We start from the raw sequence: 15572 nt of genomic DNA, 5'->3' as shown, positions 1-15572 counted from the left end.
CGAGTCCCGTCCACTCCGCCACTTATTTGAGAGTCGTCTCAATAAACACGAAGATAGGGGTGTAGCTCCAATTGGCAGAGCAGCGGATTCCAAATCCGCGTGTTGGGAGTTCGAATCTCTCCACCCCTGCCATATTCAAAGGCTCTGACTTAGGTCGGAGCCTTTTTCGTTTTTCCTTTCCTAAGTTCTCTAATCTCATTGTTCACTGATATACTCGTAATCGTTATCAAATACATGGATATGATTATGCCTCATTTACGATTTAGAGCGATTGAACCTGAGCTTGTTAAAACTCTTTCTGGTCCACTAGTTGATGAACTGCAACCGTTAATGGACTGTCCCAAAGAGGACTTTACGGTTGAACATATTGCCTCCACTTTTTACTTTGATAATAAGGTCAGTCATGCTTATCCATTTATTGAAGTGCTATGGTTTGATCGGGGGCAGGAGGTCAAAAATTCAGTGGCTACAGTTATCACGACTCAGGTACGCTCAGCCCTAGGGAAAGAGCTTGATGTGGCGGTAATCTTTAGTACGCTTGAGCCCTCGAATTACTACGATAATGGACAACACTACGGTTAGTATTTGAATAAGGTGACTCTCACAATTGGGACTGGAGAAGTCGAAGTATGTTGACTATGGTTATCAATACTTCGGTAGATTAGTCTTTTTTGTTTCTTGGTGTTATTGTTATTGAGTTAAGGCTTATCTACTGTATTTTTGGGGGATTTCCCCATTAAGTTTTGGGTAAGGAAGACTGTTATGACTATGATCTCATCAAGGCAGTTTGCCCGATGGCTTAGGGAGAGATTCGCTTCAGAAAAAGATGGAGTGATTCTAACTAGAGAGGACATTAATCAACTATCCGGTAGGCAAAGTTTCACACTCGGTTTCATCAATGATATTCACTATGAGTTGATGCAGCACGGTATTGCCTTTGTGACCGACACCAGCAGAGAGAAGTTCTATTTAATTCCTATTAACTCTGCAGAAAACTGGCGCAAAAAACTGGAGATGCAGTATGAGAAAGAGCTTTACTGCAATGTTTTTCCGATCGAAAAGTCTGGGTAATAAAAAAGCCTCCACTTGGAGGCTTTTTGCTGACTAGGCCATACCTTGAATAATCACAAACTTCTCAAGTAGCTCATCATCGGTTTCCACATGGTTTGGATCGGCGATGATACATTTTGTGATTGGGCAGACGGACTGACAAGTTGGTTTGTCGTAGTGCCCTTTGCACTCTGTGCATAAATGGGGGTCGATCTCAAAGATCTCGCTGCCCATACTAATTGCCCCATTAGGACATTCAGGGTCACACATATCACAGTTGATGCACTTGTCAGTGATTAATAGTGCCATGGTTACTTACCAGTTGGGTTACGTGTATCTTGTCCTGAATTTAGGTTACGCATAAGTAGTGCGTAGTCCAGATCCAACTCCTCTGGTACTGGAATGAAGACGAAGTGACCGTTACCTTTAGCGTCGTCGATGCTTTCTGACTTACGGTTTTCCATCACTTCTAGGCTGAATACCACATTGCCTTTTGGTGTCATTAACTCAAGGCTATCGCCAACCACAAATTTGTTTTTCACTTCAACTTCAGCCAAGTGACCGCGACGTTTACCGGTAAACTCACCTACAAATTGCTGAGAATCGGAAACGGAATAACCGTAGTCATAGTTTTGATAGCTGTCATGAGTATGACGACGCAGGAAGCCTTCTGTATAACCACGGTGAGCTAGGCTCTCTAGCGTGCCTAATAGTGATTCATCAAACGGTTTGCCAGCAACAGCGTCATCAATAGCTTTACGGTAAACTTGAGCAGTACGAGCACAGTAGTAGAAAGATTTAGTACGACCTTCAATCTTAAGTGAGTGGACACCCATCTTAGTCAAACGCTCAACATGCTGCACCGCACGAAGATCTTTGGAGTTCATGATGTACGTACCATGCTCATCTTCAAATGCCGCCATTTTATCTTCTGGACGATGGCTTTCAGAAAGCAGTACGACTTCATCCGTTGGTTTACCACGACCAATAGTGGTCTCTGGACGCTCATCAACGACTTCAACTGCTTGTGCTTCAGGAACAAATTCTTCGACAATTTGACCTGCGTCGTTTTCAGTCGCTTTTTCAACTTTGTATTCCCAGCGGCATGCATTGGTGCATGTACCCTGGTTTGGATCGCGTTTGTTGATGTAGCCGGATAGTAGGCAGCGACCTGAATAAGCCATGCAAAGTGCGCCGTGTACGAATACTTCTAGCTCAGTTTCAGGGCAATGTTCACGGATTTCCTCAATCTCTTCTAACGATAACTCACGAGACACGATAACGCGCTCAACACCATTAGCTGCCCAGAACTTAACAGTCGCCCAGTTTACGGCGTTTGCCTGTACTGATAGGTGAATCGGCATTTCAGGGAATGCTTCACGAACCATCATAATAAGACCTGGATCAGACATGATCAGTGCGTCTGGACCCATTTCAACAACAGGTTTTAGATCACGGATGAAGGTTTTTAGCTTCGAGTTATGTGGTTGAATGTTACAAACCACATAAAGCTTTTTACCTAGGGCGTGCGCTTCATTGATACCTATCTGAAGGTTTTCGTGGTTGAATTCGTTGTTACGAACACGAAGGCTGTAACGAGGTTGACCTGCGTAAACCGCGTCCGCACCGTAGGCGAATGCATAACGCATGTTCTTAAGGCTGCCAGCAGGTGACAGAAGTTCTGGAGTAAACATTGCTTTATATCTCTAATCTGATTTCAAGTCAGTGTTGTGCCACCTAATGGCACTAAGGGGCGCAAATTTTACGCTAATATGGAGAGGTTTCCAAGTTTTGTATTGAGCTCGCAGAACGCGAGCTCAGATAAGTAATGGCTATTGCTTTGGTAAGCCGCCTAAGGCGTCATAAAGATTTGGTAGGAATGCGCCAAACTCACCGCAAAGCAATGAGAAGTCGGCATCCATTCGAGCCGCAGCATCTTCTCTTGGAATGTCGTCATTCTCATCTTTTAGTTCATCGCTGAATTTAAGGCGTTTAATACTGCCATCATCAGCCAGAATAAATTCAATACGCTCTTGCCAGTTCAGCGCGAGTTTCGTTACAAACTTGTTTGCCTCAATATGACCAAGAATCTCATCGCTTGACAGTTCTTGTTTCTTACAACGGATAACACCACCGTCTTCTAGCACTGACTTAAGCTCAGCCTCATCTAGAAGATTGAAGCCTGTAGGTACTTCACCGCCTTTCACCCATTCGGTTAATGTATTTTCAATAGGCTGCTCTGGGAAGGCAGGAACAACAGGCAGGCTTCCCATTGTTTTTCTCAAGAGGGCGATGACATCTTCTGATTTCTTAAAGCTACTTGCATCTACAATGATGAAGCCTTCTTTTGGAAGGATAAGCAGATGAGTGAGGTTGCTACGGCTGAAAGCTCGTGGAAGCAAATCAATGATGATTTCATCTTTAAGGTCATCTTTTTCTTTTTTCTTAAGTGGTCGACCTTCTTGCGTTTCCAACGCTTCTACTTTGCTGTTTAGTGACTCTTTGATCACAGACGCTGGCAGCATTTTTTCTTCTTTCTTTGCACAAAGCAAAATGCGGTTTTCAGAAACGTGGGTCATCATGTCGCCATGTTTACCAAGCGCTGTCACCCAACCAAATTTTTGCTTATCTTGACTACCACAAGGTGTAAAACGAAACTCTTCAAGCTGCTGCTCGAGTTTATCGGCGTTAAATTCAAGATCCTTGTTGAATCGATAGACCAAACAGTTTTTAAACCACATATTACTCTCACCTTTAGAATAGATAGCTGCACATGATAGGCAATTTTCAAACAATTGTCCTAGCTTAAATCTTCAATATGACAACCCAGATTGTGCGAAAGTTATATTAAAAATTGTTTTCAATGGTCACAAAAGTGTCATAATAATTCTTGATAATGCATGCAGTTGATTAGATTCCATAAGGTTATTCAGATATGTCTAGAAGAATCCTGGTTGTTGAGGATGAAGCACCAATTCGTGAAATGCTGTGTTTCGTGTTAGAGCAGAAAGGCTACCAAGCTGTTGAAGCAGAAGATTACGATACCGCAGTAAACAAACTGGCTGAACCTTACCCAGACCTTGTTCTGCTAGATTGGATGTTGCCTGGTGGTTCAGGTATCAATTTCATAAAGCACATGAAGCGTGAAGAGCTTACTCGAAACATTCCAGTAGTGATGTTGACGGCTCGTGGTGAAGAAGAAGATAAAGTGCGCGGCTTAGAAGTCGGGGCTGATGACTATATCACTAAACCTTTCTCTCCAAAGGAATTGGTTGCTCGACTAAAAGCAGTTATTCGCCGTGTCACACCAACTGCGTTGGAAGATGTTATCGATGTTCAAGGGCTGAAGCTGGACCCAGTATCGCATCGTGTTACTGCGAATGATGCACCGCTAGATATGGGACCAACGGAATTTAAAATGCTGCATTTCTTTATGACGCATCAAGAGCGCGTATACAGCCGCGAACAACTGCTTAATAACGTTTGGGGTACTAACGTTTATGTTGAAGACCGCACGGTGGATGTGCACATTCGTCGTTTGCGTAAGGCATTAGAGTCCGCAGGACATGATAAGTTGATTCAGACCGTTCGAGGCGCTGGCTACCGTTTCTCTACCAAAGGCTAGCATCGAACTGGAGAGATAGATGGTTGAAAGGTTAACCTGGAAAAAGCTGGCCTGGGAGCTGGCTTTTTTTTACACCCCTTGGATTGTTGTTGGGTGGATATTTGGATACATGCCGTGGTTACTGCTCGTTGCCACGGTTTTGCAGTTGATATGGCACCTACATAATCAGCTGCGTTTGTCTGCATGGTTGTGGGATGAAAAGCGTCTGACGCCGCCATCAGGCACAGGCAACTGGGAGTCGTTATTTAATGGCATCTATCGACTTCAACAGCGCCAAAGACGTAAACGAAAAGAGTTGACCAACCTAATTCGCCGTTTTAAAAACGGTGCGGAATCGCTTCCCGATGCGGTTGTGGTGTTTCGTAGTGAAGGTAATATCGTGTGGTGTAACAAACTCGCACAACACCTTCTTGGCTTTCGCTGGCCTGATGATTCAGGACAGCCGATTTCTAATCTTATTCGCACCCCAGATTTCATTAAGTATCTAAATAAGCAGGATTTCTCTGAACCTTTAGAAATGCGTTCGCCTTTGAATGTGGAAAGAATGCTGGAGCTTCGAATTGTACCGTATACCGAAGGTGAGCATTTGATGGTCGTGCGTGACGTCAGCCAACTTAAGCAATTAGAAGGTATGCGTCGCAATTTCTTTGCTAACGTTTCTCATGAACTACGTACACCAATGACTGTTCTTCAGGGTTACCTTGAGATGACAGAAGATCCAGACATGGTTGTAGGTCCTATGTGGACTAAAGCTCATGGTGTAATGACCGAGCAGCTCAATCGAATGAACAGCCTTGTGAATCAGTTACTCACGCTCTCCAAAATTGAAGCTGCACCAATGCACGAGTTAGACGAAGTCGTCAATGTGCCTGCTATGCTCGAAGTTCTCGAAAAAGAGGCTGTTAGCCTAAGTGGTGAGGATGGGCACAAGGTTGAGTTTGATGTCGATAATAGCCTGAGAGTATTTGGCGATGATGATCAGTTAAGAAGTGCTATTTCTAATCTGGTTTACAACGCGATTAAATATACGCCACCGGGTGCAAACGTAAAAGTACGCTGGTATCAATCTGCTCAAGGTGCATGTTTAGATGTGGAAGATACTGGGGATGGTATTGAGCCCCAGCATTTGCACCGACTAACTGAGCGTTTTTATCGTGTCGATAAGGCTCGCTCTCGTGATACCGGCGGAAGTGGTTTAGGGTTAGCTATCGTAAAACATGCGCTATCTCACCATGATTCTCATCTGGAAATTCACTCGGAAGTGGGCGTTGGTAGTAAATTCTCATTCATTCTTCCAGAACGTTTGGTAGTGAACTAATGGCGATGAGCGGAAGGTTAAGTTGGTCAGTATTGCTTTTTGGCGTGATATCCTTCTCTACGCTGGCTTCAGAGTTGCCAAAATATACGAAGCAACCTGGGGTTGCAGGCAACTTATCCTCAGTAGGTTCAGATACTTTATCAGGGATGACCACCTTATGGCTTGAAGAGTTTAAGAACATTTATCCTAATGTTAATGCCCAAATTCAAGCTTCAGGCTCGTCGACGGCGCCTCCTGCTTTGGCCGAAGGTACGGCACAATTCGGCCCTATGAGCAGGAAGATGCGTTTAAAAGAGGTGGAATCTTTTGAGCGGCATTATGGTTACAAACCGACCGAGCTTCGAGTTGCAATCGATGCGATCGGGATATTTGTTCATACCGACAACCCCATCAAAGGGTTGAATTTCCAGCAAATAGACAGCATTTTTTCCTCAACCTTACGCTGTGGAAGCAACCGCTACATTAGTAAGTGGGAGCAGCTTGGCGTTAAAGCACCTTGGAGTCAACGTGCTATTCAGATGTTCGGCCGTAACTCAGTGTCGGGGACCTATGGTTATTTCAAGAACAATGCATTGTGTGGAGGCGATTTCAAACGCAATGTGAATGAACAACCTGGCTCGGCATCTGTGGTGCAGTCAGTAGCGTCATCCGTGAATACTATTGGTTACTCCGGCATTGGTTATCAAGTGTCGGGGGCGAAATTGGTGCCTATCGCTAAACAAGGCGAGGATTACATTTTACCAACTCAAGATAATGTACAGTCGGGTCACTACCCACTGTCTCGGTTCTTGTATGTCTACGTCAATAAAGACCCACAACGAAAACTTGATCCTATAGAGGAAGCCTACATTCGCTATATCTATTCTCGAGAAGGTCAGCGAATCGTGGTGAAAGATGGCTATGTACCGTTAAGTCGAGAATTTGCAGAACAAGAGCTCGCTAAGGTTGGACTGAGTTTTATCGATTAACCTTAACTGGTGAACCGAACATGCGGCTGCGACAACTAATCGAATTCAAGTTGCCACCCTACCGCTTGCCAGTAGCTTTGCTCCGTTTGTAAATCAGCGGAGAGAAGTCGGTTTTGTTCTAACCAATCTATTTGCTCACAACTCACAGTCCAAGTATCGTCGACAATAGTCAGCTTGAGAGGCAATAACTCATCATTACGTTGCCCATTAACGATAATGGCGAGTCGTAGGATTCGTATTAAACCGAGAATATGTTTTTTCTTAAACAGGCTAAACTCTGGGAGCTCTTGTAACTTGAGCGATTTTCTTTGAAAGCGAGCCAGTGTGGCTAAGATGCGCTGCTGCTCACTGTTAAAACCCGGCATATTGGTGTGCGTGAGTATGTAGCTTGAATGTTTATGGAAGGCCTGATAACTAATACTGAGCCCAACCTCGTGAAGTAGAGCACTCCACTCAAGCAAACTAAACAAATCACTTTTCTTTTTTAGGTTGAGCTGCTCATGAGTTTGATTTAAAAACTCGACTGCCTGGCCGCGAACTTTGGCGGCATGTTCAAGATCGACAAAATGTTTGGCGGCCAAATTTTCAGTAGTTCGCATTCGGATATCAGAGCGTTGGAAGCGTTCCTCCATTTCATAGAGCAAACCTTCACGAAGAGCCCCTGCTGAAAAGTGCATTTCACGAATTTTCAAACTTTCAAAGAGCGCAGTTAATATCGCCACGCCTGCAGCAAACACTGGCTTCCTTTCGTCTGTTAGTCCAGCTAAGTTGATGTCATCAATAGTGTTAAATTCACACAAGGTATCGATAAGTTTATACAAACGTTTATGGGTGACTAAACCATCTTCATGTCCTAAACCGATTAAGACTTCCCTTATTGCCTTAATCGTTCCAGAGGAGCCTAATGCAACTTCCCAACCTTTCTTTTTATATCGAACCGACAATGCTTCAAGTCTTTGCTGAGCAGATAAAATAGCTTTGGAGAAATTTTTAGTGGAGAGTTTTCCGTTGGCAAAAAATTTAGTGGTATAACTCACGCAGCCCATCTGAGTGCTATTTAGTAGTACAGGTTCGAAAGCCTTACCTATGATGAGCTCGGTACTACCACCACCAATATCAATCACCAGTTTTGAATTTGACTCGGTTTGAGTATGCGCAACGCCGGTATAGATTAGGCGTGCTTCTTCTTCACCAGGGATGACTTCAATAGGAAAGGGAAGAACGTCGCGAGCGCGTTGCAAAAAGATATGGGTATTATTGGCGATACGCAGCGTGTGGGTTGCGGCAATACGAACGTTTTCTGGCTCAAAGCCTTGTAGGCGTTCTGCAAACATGGCAAGGCATTCTAATCCTCGTTCAATCGCAGCGTTGTCGAGATTCTGTTGAGCGTCCAACCCGGAGGCTAATCTCACTCGCTGTTTGTGGCGACTTACTAACTGTAGATCTTGATCCACTACCTTAGCGACAACCATATGAAAGCTGTTCGAACCTAAATCGATAGCGGCGACATTTTTTATACTACTGTCTTTGGTCTGGCTCATTATTGATCAGTTGCTCTTTGGTTTTTCTTGTTTGTTTCTCTACCTTTTTAAGATAGTCGTAAATAGCCATTTGTGAGCGTACTTTCTTACGGTTACCGCGCGGTACGTAGCTGTTGCTCATTTCTTTGTCTATCCAACGTGCCTTCATGGTATCAGTAAAGTGAAGGTTAATAATGTCGATAATTCGCTGTTTTAAACGAGTGTCACGCACTGGAGCGGCGACTTCAATACGATGGTCTATGTTGCGAGTCATCCAGTCGGCAGATGAGATATAGACTTGAGGGTCGCCATTGTTATGCGCAATGATGACGCGAGGGTGCTCTAAGAAGCGATCAACAATGCTGATAATTTTTATGTTATCGCTCACTCCTTCAACACCAGGAACTAGAGAGCACATGCCGCGGATAATCATTTGGATTTTAACCCCTGCATTGCTCGCGCCGTAGAGCTTGTTGATCAGCCCCTTATCGACTAAGTTGTTAATTTTTAAAGTGAGTTTACCTTTCTTGCCCGCCTTAGTATTGGCGATTTCAGTATCAATGAGTCGGTAGAGTTGCTTACGCGAGTTACGTGGGGAGACGATGAGATAGTTAAACTTCACTGGGCGATAAGGGTTTTCGATATAGCCGAAAACGTTACGAACTTCATTCGCGATCTCTTGATCGGCAGTTAGCAAAGAAAAGTCGGTATAGATACGAGCATTCTTCTCATGAAAGTTCCCAGTGCCAATGTGAGCATAGCGGGTAATCTCGCCCTCTTCTCGGCGACTTATCAGCAGTAATTTAGCGTGTATTTTTAACCCCGGAGCACCAAAGATCACTTGTACCCCGTTTTCGGTGAGCACTCTAGACCATTCAATGTTGGCTTCTTCGTCAAACCGAGCTTGTAGCTCAACCACTACCGTGACATTTTTACCGTTGTGTACGGCGTCAATCAATGAGTTCATCAAACGGGAGTCTTTCGCCACTCTATATACATTGATTTTGATACCAATGACCTTAGGGTCAAACGAGGCTTGACGCACTAACTCAGTAATATGATCGAAGGTGTGATAGGGGAAATGGAGCAAAATATCTTGAGCGCGTATGGCCTCAAACTGGTTGTCGTAGCCATCGAAATCGGCACAACGCATTGGAGGTAGTGGTTTGTTTTCTAGGTATTCACGTCCAACATTTGGAAAGCCGATAAAGTCTTTAAAGTTATGGTAGCGACCACCGGGAATGAGGCTATCGTAGTTAGAAATGCCTAGTTTGCTGCACAAGGTATTTAGCATTTCTTCGGGCATATCACGCTCGTAAACAAAGCGTACGGGCATGGCGGTCAGTCGTTGATTGACACTTTCCGACATTTGCTCGAGCAGGCTGTGTTCTACTTCGAGACTCAAGTCGTACTCCGCATCCCTCGTCATTTTCATCGCATAGCCATTAAGCTCGTCGTAATCAAAGAACCCGCGGAATATATCATCAAGACAATAACGAATGATGTTGTCGAGCAGAATGATGGTTTTACGGCGTTTACCTTTCTGTTCCGGAACCATGACAAAACGGGGTAAATGATCAGTCGGGATCTCTAAGATCGCATACTGAGAACTCTGCTCTTTTTGCATATCTACAACGATATAAGCGTACTCATCTTTAAGAAATTGCAGTACGTTGATGTCTTCACCAAGCATAAAAGGCGTTAAGTGAGGCAGTACTTCATTTCTAAAGTATTTCTTTACCCACTTTTGTTGTGTGTCACTTAACTGAGTTTCATTAACTAGGAAGATTCGACGACGAGCCATCTCTAAAATCAGCTCGTTGTAGAGTTCATCAAATCGTAAATTAAGCTTGAGTGCCTTACTTTGCATCTTACCCAGTAGATGCTTGGAGTTGTCGTTAATACCACTTTCTTGGTTAATGAGGATGCGGCGTTTTACGTCAGAGAAGCGAACTTTGTAAAACTCATCGAGGTTGTTGGAGAAAATCCCTAAAAAGCGGATGCGTTCAATCAATGGGACGGTCTTGTCTGCGGCTTCTTGCAGCACTCGCTCGTTAAAAGAGAGCCAACTAAGTTCTTTTTCGATATAGAGTTTTTCCGCGCTCATTTACCTAACCACCAACATTTTGGACTCATTGTTGTCAATGAGTGACATATAAGACTAACCTGATCGTGAACCTTATTGATTTTATATGACATTTTTATTTCAAATAGCGTGCGTCTTGACACATTTCATTATTTTCAGCACGTTAGATGGCATGTAATATAACTGTCATCTAAACGACATAAAATGTTGGGGCACGTCATGCATTCTAGTAACTCGTCCCAGAACCCTTAATGGGCAATATCTCGTAAGATTCTAACCGCCACCAAAGAGACAAATGTAGATTATGGCAACAGCCAATTTTTCGTTACAAACCAAAGATCGTAAAAGACTGATAAAGGACCGTTTGGTTCGCTGGATCGTGTCTTTTGGCGGTTTGAGTGTATTGGCGAGTTTGATCTTTATCTTTGTCTATTTGGCTTATGTGACGTTCCCACTGTTCTCTGATGCCAAGGTATCATGGTCACAAGGGATTGAGTTAAGTATAGATAAACCTATCGTCTATAGCGTGGTAGACGACCACGGTACTCGAGCTGCTTTTGTGACATCGGACGGAGAGGTGGTTGAGCAATCTCTAGTCTCGGGTCAACAAACCATACGTCAACTTCCTATTAGTATTTCAATGCTTAAGACGGTCAATAATGACCAGTTACTCATTGTTGATTCGGATCAGAGACTCGCTTTAGTCCAGCCTAAATTCAAATGGCAATCAGAAAAAGGACAAAGTGATCTAGAACTTGAGTTGCCAGGTCGTGCTGATTGGATGCCCACTCATGGCAGCGTCATATCATTGGTAACAGCAACCAGCAATGCTTATGGAACAGCCTTTGCTATGGTAGATAGTAGTGGCTTAGTCCATTTGATTTGGCAGCCAACGAGTTCAGATACCTTGGATTCTTCCGATTCGAAAACAGTGCAGACTATCTCTACTCTTGCTCCTTTAGACTCTGCCGATGAAATATTGCTAACTCCAGATGCGCAAACGGTTTACGTGCGAAGTGGTAATGAACTTGCTGTGATCAACAGAGGGGCCGAGCATCTCGTGGTTCGTGAGCTGGTGGACTTAACAGTAGTGGATAACGCCAAAGTCACTGGACTCAAATTGTTGTCTGGCGCTCACTCCTTACTGGTGGAGTATGATAATCAGCAAGTTTGGCAGTGGTTTGATGTGGTGAAACAAGACGCTAGGCACTTAACTGCTATTCGTTCCTTTAATTTTGACGCACCTTTAACAGCTTTACTTCCAGAGAATTTAACGAAAGGGTTCATAACCGTCCTAGCAGACGGAAGTCTGCAAAGTAATTACACCACTAGTGAACGTGTTGTATTCACCAGTAGCCTGCCAAGTAAGAATCCGGTAAGCGTCTCCGCGCTTTCTTATAACAATCAGTATGCATTGGTATTGTCCGGCGGTATGACTTATTTAGGGCATATTGATAATCCGCATCCAGAAATTTCGTTGTCGGCACTGTTTGGCAAAGTGTGGTATGAGAGTTACCCAGAGCCTGAATTCGTTTGGCAAACTACTGCTGCTTCTGATGAGTTTGAAGGTAAGTACAGTCTTGTGCCTATTGCCTTTGGTACTATTAAAGCTGCGATGTTCGCTATGTTATTTGCGGTACCGATTGCGGTGCTGGGTGCGATCTATACGGCGTATTTTATGTCATCTAGTATGCGTAAAGTCGTTAAGCCAACTATTGAACTGATGGAGGCGTTGCCTACCGTTATCATTGGTTTTCTTGCGGGTCTTTGGTTTGCGCCGATAGTAGAAACACATTTACCAGCGGTACTTCTGCTGCTGCTAACTCTACCAACAATTTGTCTATTGGCTGGCGTTGTTTGGTACATCTTGCCGCGTCAATACACCAGCAAACTACCCAGTGGATTACATCCGTTTACGCTAATTCCTGTCATTATTGTTGCGATGTACCTTGCCATGACGTATTCCACTGACATGGAGGTATTGTTTTTTAATGGTGATGCTCGAGTTTTTCTTGCTCAACATGGCATTGATTTTGACCAAAGAAATGCTCTAGTTGTGGGCTTTGCAATGGGATTTGCTGTGATTCCTACCATCTTTACGATTGCTGAAGATGCGATCTTTTCTGTGCCGAAGCACCTTTCCGATGGTTCATTGGCACTAGGTGCAACTCAGTGGCAAACCTTAGTGTACGTTGTGCTACTAACCGCAAGTCCAGGGATTTTCTCGGCAGTAATGATGGGATTGGGTCGAGCAGTAGGCGAGACAATGATCGTTTTGATGGCGACGGGCAACACACCAATATTGGATTGGAATATTTTTGAGGGCATGAGAACACTCTCTGCCACCATGGCTGTGGAGCTCCCTGAATCTGAGGTTGGAAGCAGCCACTATCGTTTGTTGTTTTTAATCGCGTTGATTTTGTTTAGTTTTACTTTTGTTGTGAATTCACTGGCTGAGTGGGTTAGACAAAGACTGCGGGAGAAATACAGTGCGCTGTAGAATCTGGAAGGAGCCTTACCATGTTTAAGTGGCTCAAATCTGGCGCACCTTGGGTTTGGCTAACAGGTGGTGCCGTTAGCATCAGCTTAATATCCGTCCTCGGTCTTTTGTTATTGATTGGTTGGAAAGGGCTCACTTATTTTTGGCCCGCGCCGCTTTACCAATGGCAAGATGACAACGGCAAAGCTTTAATTGGGCAGATTTACTCGAAGAGTTGGGTTCCTACCCATAACATTCCTGATGCCGATAAGTTGTTACCGACTGAGGTGCTGGCTGCGGGGAAAGTAGAGCGTCTGAGTATTAAAGTCGCGAATCGAGACTTATATGGTGTCGATTTTGTTTCTTTGCTCGCACCACAACTTAAGTTGCAAACGACACCAGCCGATCTTGTCGTTTTAGAGAGAACACGTGGTGGTGATTTCTTTGGGAGAATTATCGCTCTAAAGACGCCCGATGGCGCAATTACGACGGATCTTAACACTCTGCTGAAGCTCGAAATTCAGCAGGTGAAACTGACTCGAGAGCAAATAGATGACACGATTCAGCGTAAAATACGTGGCTTGAATCATCAATTGGAAGCATTACGGCTAAAGCAGCGCCGAGACTCACTTAATGGAGAGCTGTCAGAGGAGCTTACTCACCGTTATGAGCAGCAAGTCAGTATTATTCACCAGCAGCTAAACCAAAGTGAAGGGGAGCTGGATGCACTGCGTAACGAGTTGAGCAGCAAAACGCTCATTGTTGAAGATATGCGTGGTGAGAAAGTTGAGATTGGGCTAAATCGGATCCTTGATTTCTGGTATCCGAACAACATGTCTTTTGCCGATAAGTTAGTACATTGGAGTGGACAAGTCTGGAAGTTCCTCTCTGATGATCCACGAGAGTCAAATTCTGAAGGCGGGGTGTTCCCAGCCATTTTCGGCACTGTTCTGTTGGTTATCATTATGTCGATAATGGTGATGCCGTTAGGGGTGCTAGTTGCGGTTTATCTACATGAATATGCTGAAAATAATGCTCTCACACGAATGATACGGGTAGGAGTGATTAACCTAGCGGGGGTACCTTCCATTGTATACGGTGTGTTTGGTTTAGGCTTTTTCGTTTATACCATTGGTGGCTCAATTGATTCGCTGTTTTATGCTGAGCGATTACCTGCACCAACGTTTGGTACTCCGGGGCTATTGTGGTCGGCATTAACTCTTGCGATTCTTACATTGCCAGTAGTGATCGTCGCAACGGAGGAAGGGCTGAATAGAATTCCAGTATCCGCCAGACATGGGTCACTAGCTTTAGGAGCAACGCAATCCGAAACGCTTTGGCGTATTGTGTTGCCTATGGCGAGCCCTGCAATTATCACTGGGCTGATCCTTGCAGTCGCGAGAGCCGCGGGAGAGGTTGCGCCTCTAATGTTGGTTGGGGTGGTAAAACTAGCATCAAGCTTGCCTATCGATTCGCAGTTTCCGTTTTTGCATCTAGAGCGTAAATTTATGCACCTTGGTTTTCATATCTATGACGTGGGCTTTCAAACCTCGAATATTGAAGCCGCACGACCGTTAGTCTATGCCACTTCTTTCTTGTTGGTAACGGTGGTCGTTGGGCTAAACTTAACAGCAATCGCCATACGAAATAACCTGCGCGAAAAATATCGAACATTAGGACAAGATTAATCATGTTTTCTATTAATCAAACGTTAGGCTATCCCACGCCTTTAGATGTTAACAATCTAAGTGATGAGCAAACTGCCATTGCGATAGAAAACTTGAATCTGTTTTATCGCGATAAACAAGCTCTAGACGACGTATCTATGCGGATTCCAAAAGGGCAAGTGACCGCATTTATCGGACCGTCTGGCTGTGGTAAATCGACTCTGCTTCGCTGTATCAACCGAATGAATGATCTAATTGAAGGTTGTACGGTGTCAGGCAAAGTGAAATTACATGGAGGTAATGTTTATCATCCGGATGTTGACGTCGCGACTTTGCGAAGACGAGTTGGGATGGTGTTTCAGCGTCCGAATCCATTTCCAAAGTCTATATATGAGAATGTGGTGTATGGATTGCGACTTCAAGGAATTAAGAACAGCCGTAATCTGGATGATGCGGTAGAGCGAGCATTGCGCTCAGCGGCGCTTTGGGATGAAGTGAAAGACAGGTTACACGAGAATGCATTTGGGCTTTCTGGTGGACAACAACAGCGACTGGTGATTGCTCGAGCCATCGCCATCGAGCCTGAAGTATTGCTGCTGGATGAGCCAACGTCGGCGCTTGATCCTATTTCAACATTAACCATCGAAGAACTTATTAATGATCTTAAAACCAAGTACACGGTTGTGATCGTAACGCATAACATGCAGCAGGCAGCGCGAGTTAGTGATCACACTGCCTTTATTCACCTCGGAAAATTGGTAGAGTATGCGGATACTGATACTATATTTACCTCACCGATTGAAAAACAAACCGAAGACTATATTACCGGTCGCTATGGTTAATTAAGGAAGTTGTTGGA

13 protein-coding genes and 1 tRNA gene are annotated in these 15572 nt (G+C 44.3%); 9 read left to right on the top strand and 5 right to left on the bottom strand.

Translation table 11 applies throughout. From position 1 onward, the window contains the following. Nucleotides 1–55 precede the first annotated feature (55 nt). The 3 genes from HW45_RS15665 to HW45_RS15655 all read left to right on the top strand — a co-directional run bounded on the left by HW45_RS15665 (nucleotide 56) and on the right by HW45_RS15655 (nucleotide 1071). Nucleotides 56–132, top strand: a tRNA-Trp gene (locus HW45_RS15665). 114 nt (nucleotides 133–246) lie between these two features. Beyond that, the gene (locus tag HW45_RS15660) at nucleotides 247–582 is read left to right on the top strand and encodes a DUF1904 domain-containing protein (protein WP_038227992.1); all 336 of its coding nucleotides are present in this window, start codon (nucleotides 247–249) and stop codon (nucleotides 580–582) included. Nucleotides 583–762: 180 nt separating this feature from the next. Beyond that, nucleotides 763–1071: a hypothetical protein gene (locus tag HW45_RS15655; RefSeq protein ID WP_038223073.1), complete on the top strand. Its 309-nt coding sequence runs from the start codon at nucleotides 763–765 to the stop codon at nucleotides 1069–1071. Nucleotides 1072–1104: 33 nt separating this feature from the next. On the opposite strand, the gene HW45_RS15650 is transcribed toward HW45_RS15655, so the two are convergent. The 3 genes from HW45_RS15650 to rdgC all read right to left on the bottom strand — a co-directional run bounded on the left by HW45_RS15650 (nucleotide 1105) and on the right by rdgC (nucleotide 3791). After that, on the bottom strand, nucleotides 1105–1359 hold the full coding sequence (locus tag HW45_RS15650; protein WP_038227989.1) for a YfhL family 4Fe-4S dicluster ferredoxin: 255 nt from the start codon (nucleotides 1357–1359) through the stop codon (nucleotides 1105–1107). Between the two features lie 2 nt (nucleotides 1360–1361). Then, nucleotides 1362–2744: a prephenate-dependent tRNA uridine(34) hydroxylase TrhP gene (gene trhP / locus HW45_RS15645; protein ID WP_006074777.1), complete on the bottom strand. Its 1383-nt coding sequence runs from the start codon at nucleotides 2742–2744 to the stop codon at nucleotides 1362–1364. A gap of 138 nt (nucleotides 2745–2882) precedes the next feature. Further along, nucleotides 2883–3791, bottom strand: a complete 909-nt coding sequence (gene rdgC / locus HW45_RS15640) for a recombination-associated protein RdgC (RefSeq protein ID WP_038227988.1) — start codon at nucleotides 3789–3791, stop codon at nucleotides 2883–2885. Between the two features lie 194 nt (nucleotides 3792–3985). Between rdgC and phoB the strand changes: the two genes are divergently transcribed. From phoB to HW45_RS15625, 3 genes are read left to right on the top strand one after another with little or no spacing between them, the layout of a single operon-like run. After that, a complete protein-coding gene (phoB, locus tag HW45_RS15635; RefSeq protein ID WP_038227986.1) occupies nucleotides 3986–4675 on the top strand; it encodes a phosphate regulon transcriptional regulator PhoB in 690 nt (229 codons plus the stop codon). 19 nt (nucleotides 4676–4694) lie between these two features. Continuing rightward, a complete protein-coding gene (gene phoR / locus HW45_RS15630; protein ID WP_038227984.1) occupies nucleotides 4695–5993 on the top strand; it encodes a phosphate regulon sensor histidine kinase PhoR in 1299 nt (432 codons plus the stop codon). A 5-nt stretch (nucleotides 5994–5998) separates the two neighbouring features. Then, nucleotides 5999–6961 (top strand): PstS family phosphate ABC transporter substrate-binding protein, encoded by a 963-nt coding sequence (locus HW45_RS15625; RefSeq protein ID WP_038228013.1) that lies wholly within the window; start codon nucleotides 5999–6001, stop codon nucleotides 6959–6961. 35 nt (nucleotides 6962–6996) lie between these two features. Here HW45_RS15625 and ppx read toward each other — a convergent pair whose 3' ends face one another. Both ppx and ppk1 read right to left on the bottom strand, forming a co-directional pair. Next, entirely contained in the window at nucleotides 6997–8502 is a 1506-nt protein-coding gene (ppx, locus tag HW45_RS15620) for an exopolyphosphatase (RefSeq protein ID WP_038227983.1), read from the bottom strand. Continuing rightward, a complete protein-coding gene (gene ppk1 / locus HW45_RS15615) occupies nucleotides 8480–10588 on the bottom strand; it encodes a polyphosphate kinase 1 (RefSeq protein ID WP_038227982.1) in 2109 nt (702 codons plus the stop codon). The genes ppx and ppk1 overlap by 23 nt, the downstream gene beginning before the upstream one ends. Nucleotides 10589–10871: 283 nt before the next feature. Between ppk1 and HW45_RS15610 the strand changes: the two genes are divergently transcribed. From HW45_RS15610 to pstB, 3 genes are read left to right on the top strand one after another with little or no spacing between them, the layout of a single operon-like run. After that, nucleotides 10872–13067 carry an ABC transporter permease subunit gene (locus tag HW45_RS15610; RefSeq protein ID WP_038227981.1) on the top strand — a complete coding sequence of 732 codons (2196 nt, stop codon included), beginning with the start codon at nucleotides 10872–10874 and terminating at the stop codon, nucleotides 13065–13067. A gap of 20 nt (nucleotides 13068–13087) precedes the next feature. Beyond that, complete coding sequence (gene pstA, locus HW45_RS15605) at nucleotides 13088–14734, top strand: phosphate ABC transporter permease PstA (RefSeq protein ID WP_038227980.1); 1647 nt, start codon at nucleotides 13088–13090, stop codon at nucleotides 14732–14734. Nucleotides 14735–14736: 2 nt separating this feature from the next. Further along, entirely contained in the window at nucleotides 14737–15555 is an 819-nt protein-coding gene (gene pstB, locus HW45_RS15600) for a phosphate ABC transporter ATP-binding protein PstB (protein WP_038227979.1), read from the top strand. The last annotated feature ends 17 nt before the right edge of the window (nucleotides 15556–15572 follow it).

It is taken from the genome of Vibrio sp. ER1A (genome assembly GCF_000733315.1).
GTDB classification, from domain to species: domain Bacteria; phylum Pseudomonadota; class Gammaproteobacteria; order Enterobacterales; family Vibrionaceae; genus Vibrio; species Vibrio mediterranei.
The sequence above is the reverse complement of the archived record's forward strand: the minus strand, read 5'-3'. Positions and strand labels throughout refer to the sequence as shown.

Bases quoted from the DNA above. Each gene is read 5' to 3' on its own strand.
- pstA (WP_038227980.1), top strand. From the start codon at position 13,088: ATGTTTAAGTGGCTCAAATCTGGCGCACCTTGGGTTTGGCTAACAGGT.
- ppk1 (WP_038227982.1), bottom strand. From the start codon at position 10,588: ATGAGCGCGGAAAAACTCTATATCGAAAAAGAACTTAGTTGGCTCTCT.
- HW45_RS15625 (WP_038228013.1), top strand. From the start codon at position 5,999: ATGAGCGGAAGGTTAAGTTGGTCAGTATTGCTTTTTGGCGTGATATCC.
- HW45_RS15660 (WP_038227992.1), top strand. From the start codon at position 247: ATGCCTCATTTACGATTTAGAGCGATTGAACCTGAGCTTGTTAAAACT.
- pstB (WP_038227979.1), top strand. From the start codon at position 14,737: ATGTTTTCTATTAATCAAACGTTAGGCTATCCCACGCCTTTAGATGTT.
- phoR (WP_038227984.1), top strand. From the start codon at position 4,695: ATGGTTGAAAGGTTAACCTGGAAAAAGCTGGCCTGGGAGCTGGCTTTT.
- rdgC (WP_038227988.1), bottom strand. From the start codon at position 3,791: ATGTGGTTTAAAAACTGTTTGGTCTATCGATTCAACAAGGATCTTGAA.
- ppx (WP_038227983.1), bottom strand. From the start codon at position 8,502: ATGAGCCAGACCAAAGACAGTAGTATAAAAAATGTCGCCGCTATCGAT.
- HW45_RS15650 (WP_038227989.1), bottom strand. From the start codon at position 1,359: ATGGCACTATTAATCACTGACAAGTGCATCAACTGTGATATGTGTGAC.
- phoB (WP_038227986.1), top strand. From the start codon at position 3,986: ATGTCTAGAAGAATCCTGGTTGTTGAGGATGAAGCACCAATTCGTGAA.
- HW45_RS15610 (WP_038227981.1), top strand. From the start codon at position 10,872: ATGGCAACAGCCAATTTTTCGTTACAAACCAAAGATCGTAAAAGACTG.
- HW45_RS15655 (WP_038223073.1), top strand. From the start codon at position 763: ATGACTATGATCTCATCAAGGCAGTTTGCCCGATGGCTTAGGGAGAGA.
- trhP (WP_006074777.1), bottom strand. From the start codon at position 2,744: ATGTTTACTCCAGAACTTCTGTCACCTGCTGGCAGCCTTAAGAACATG.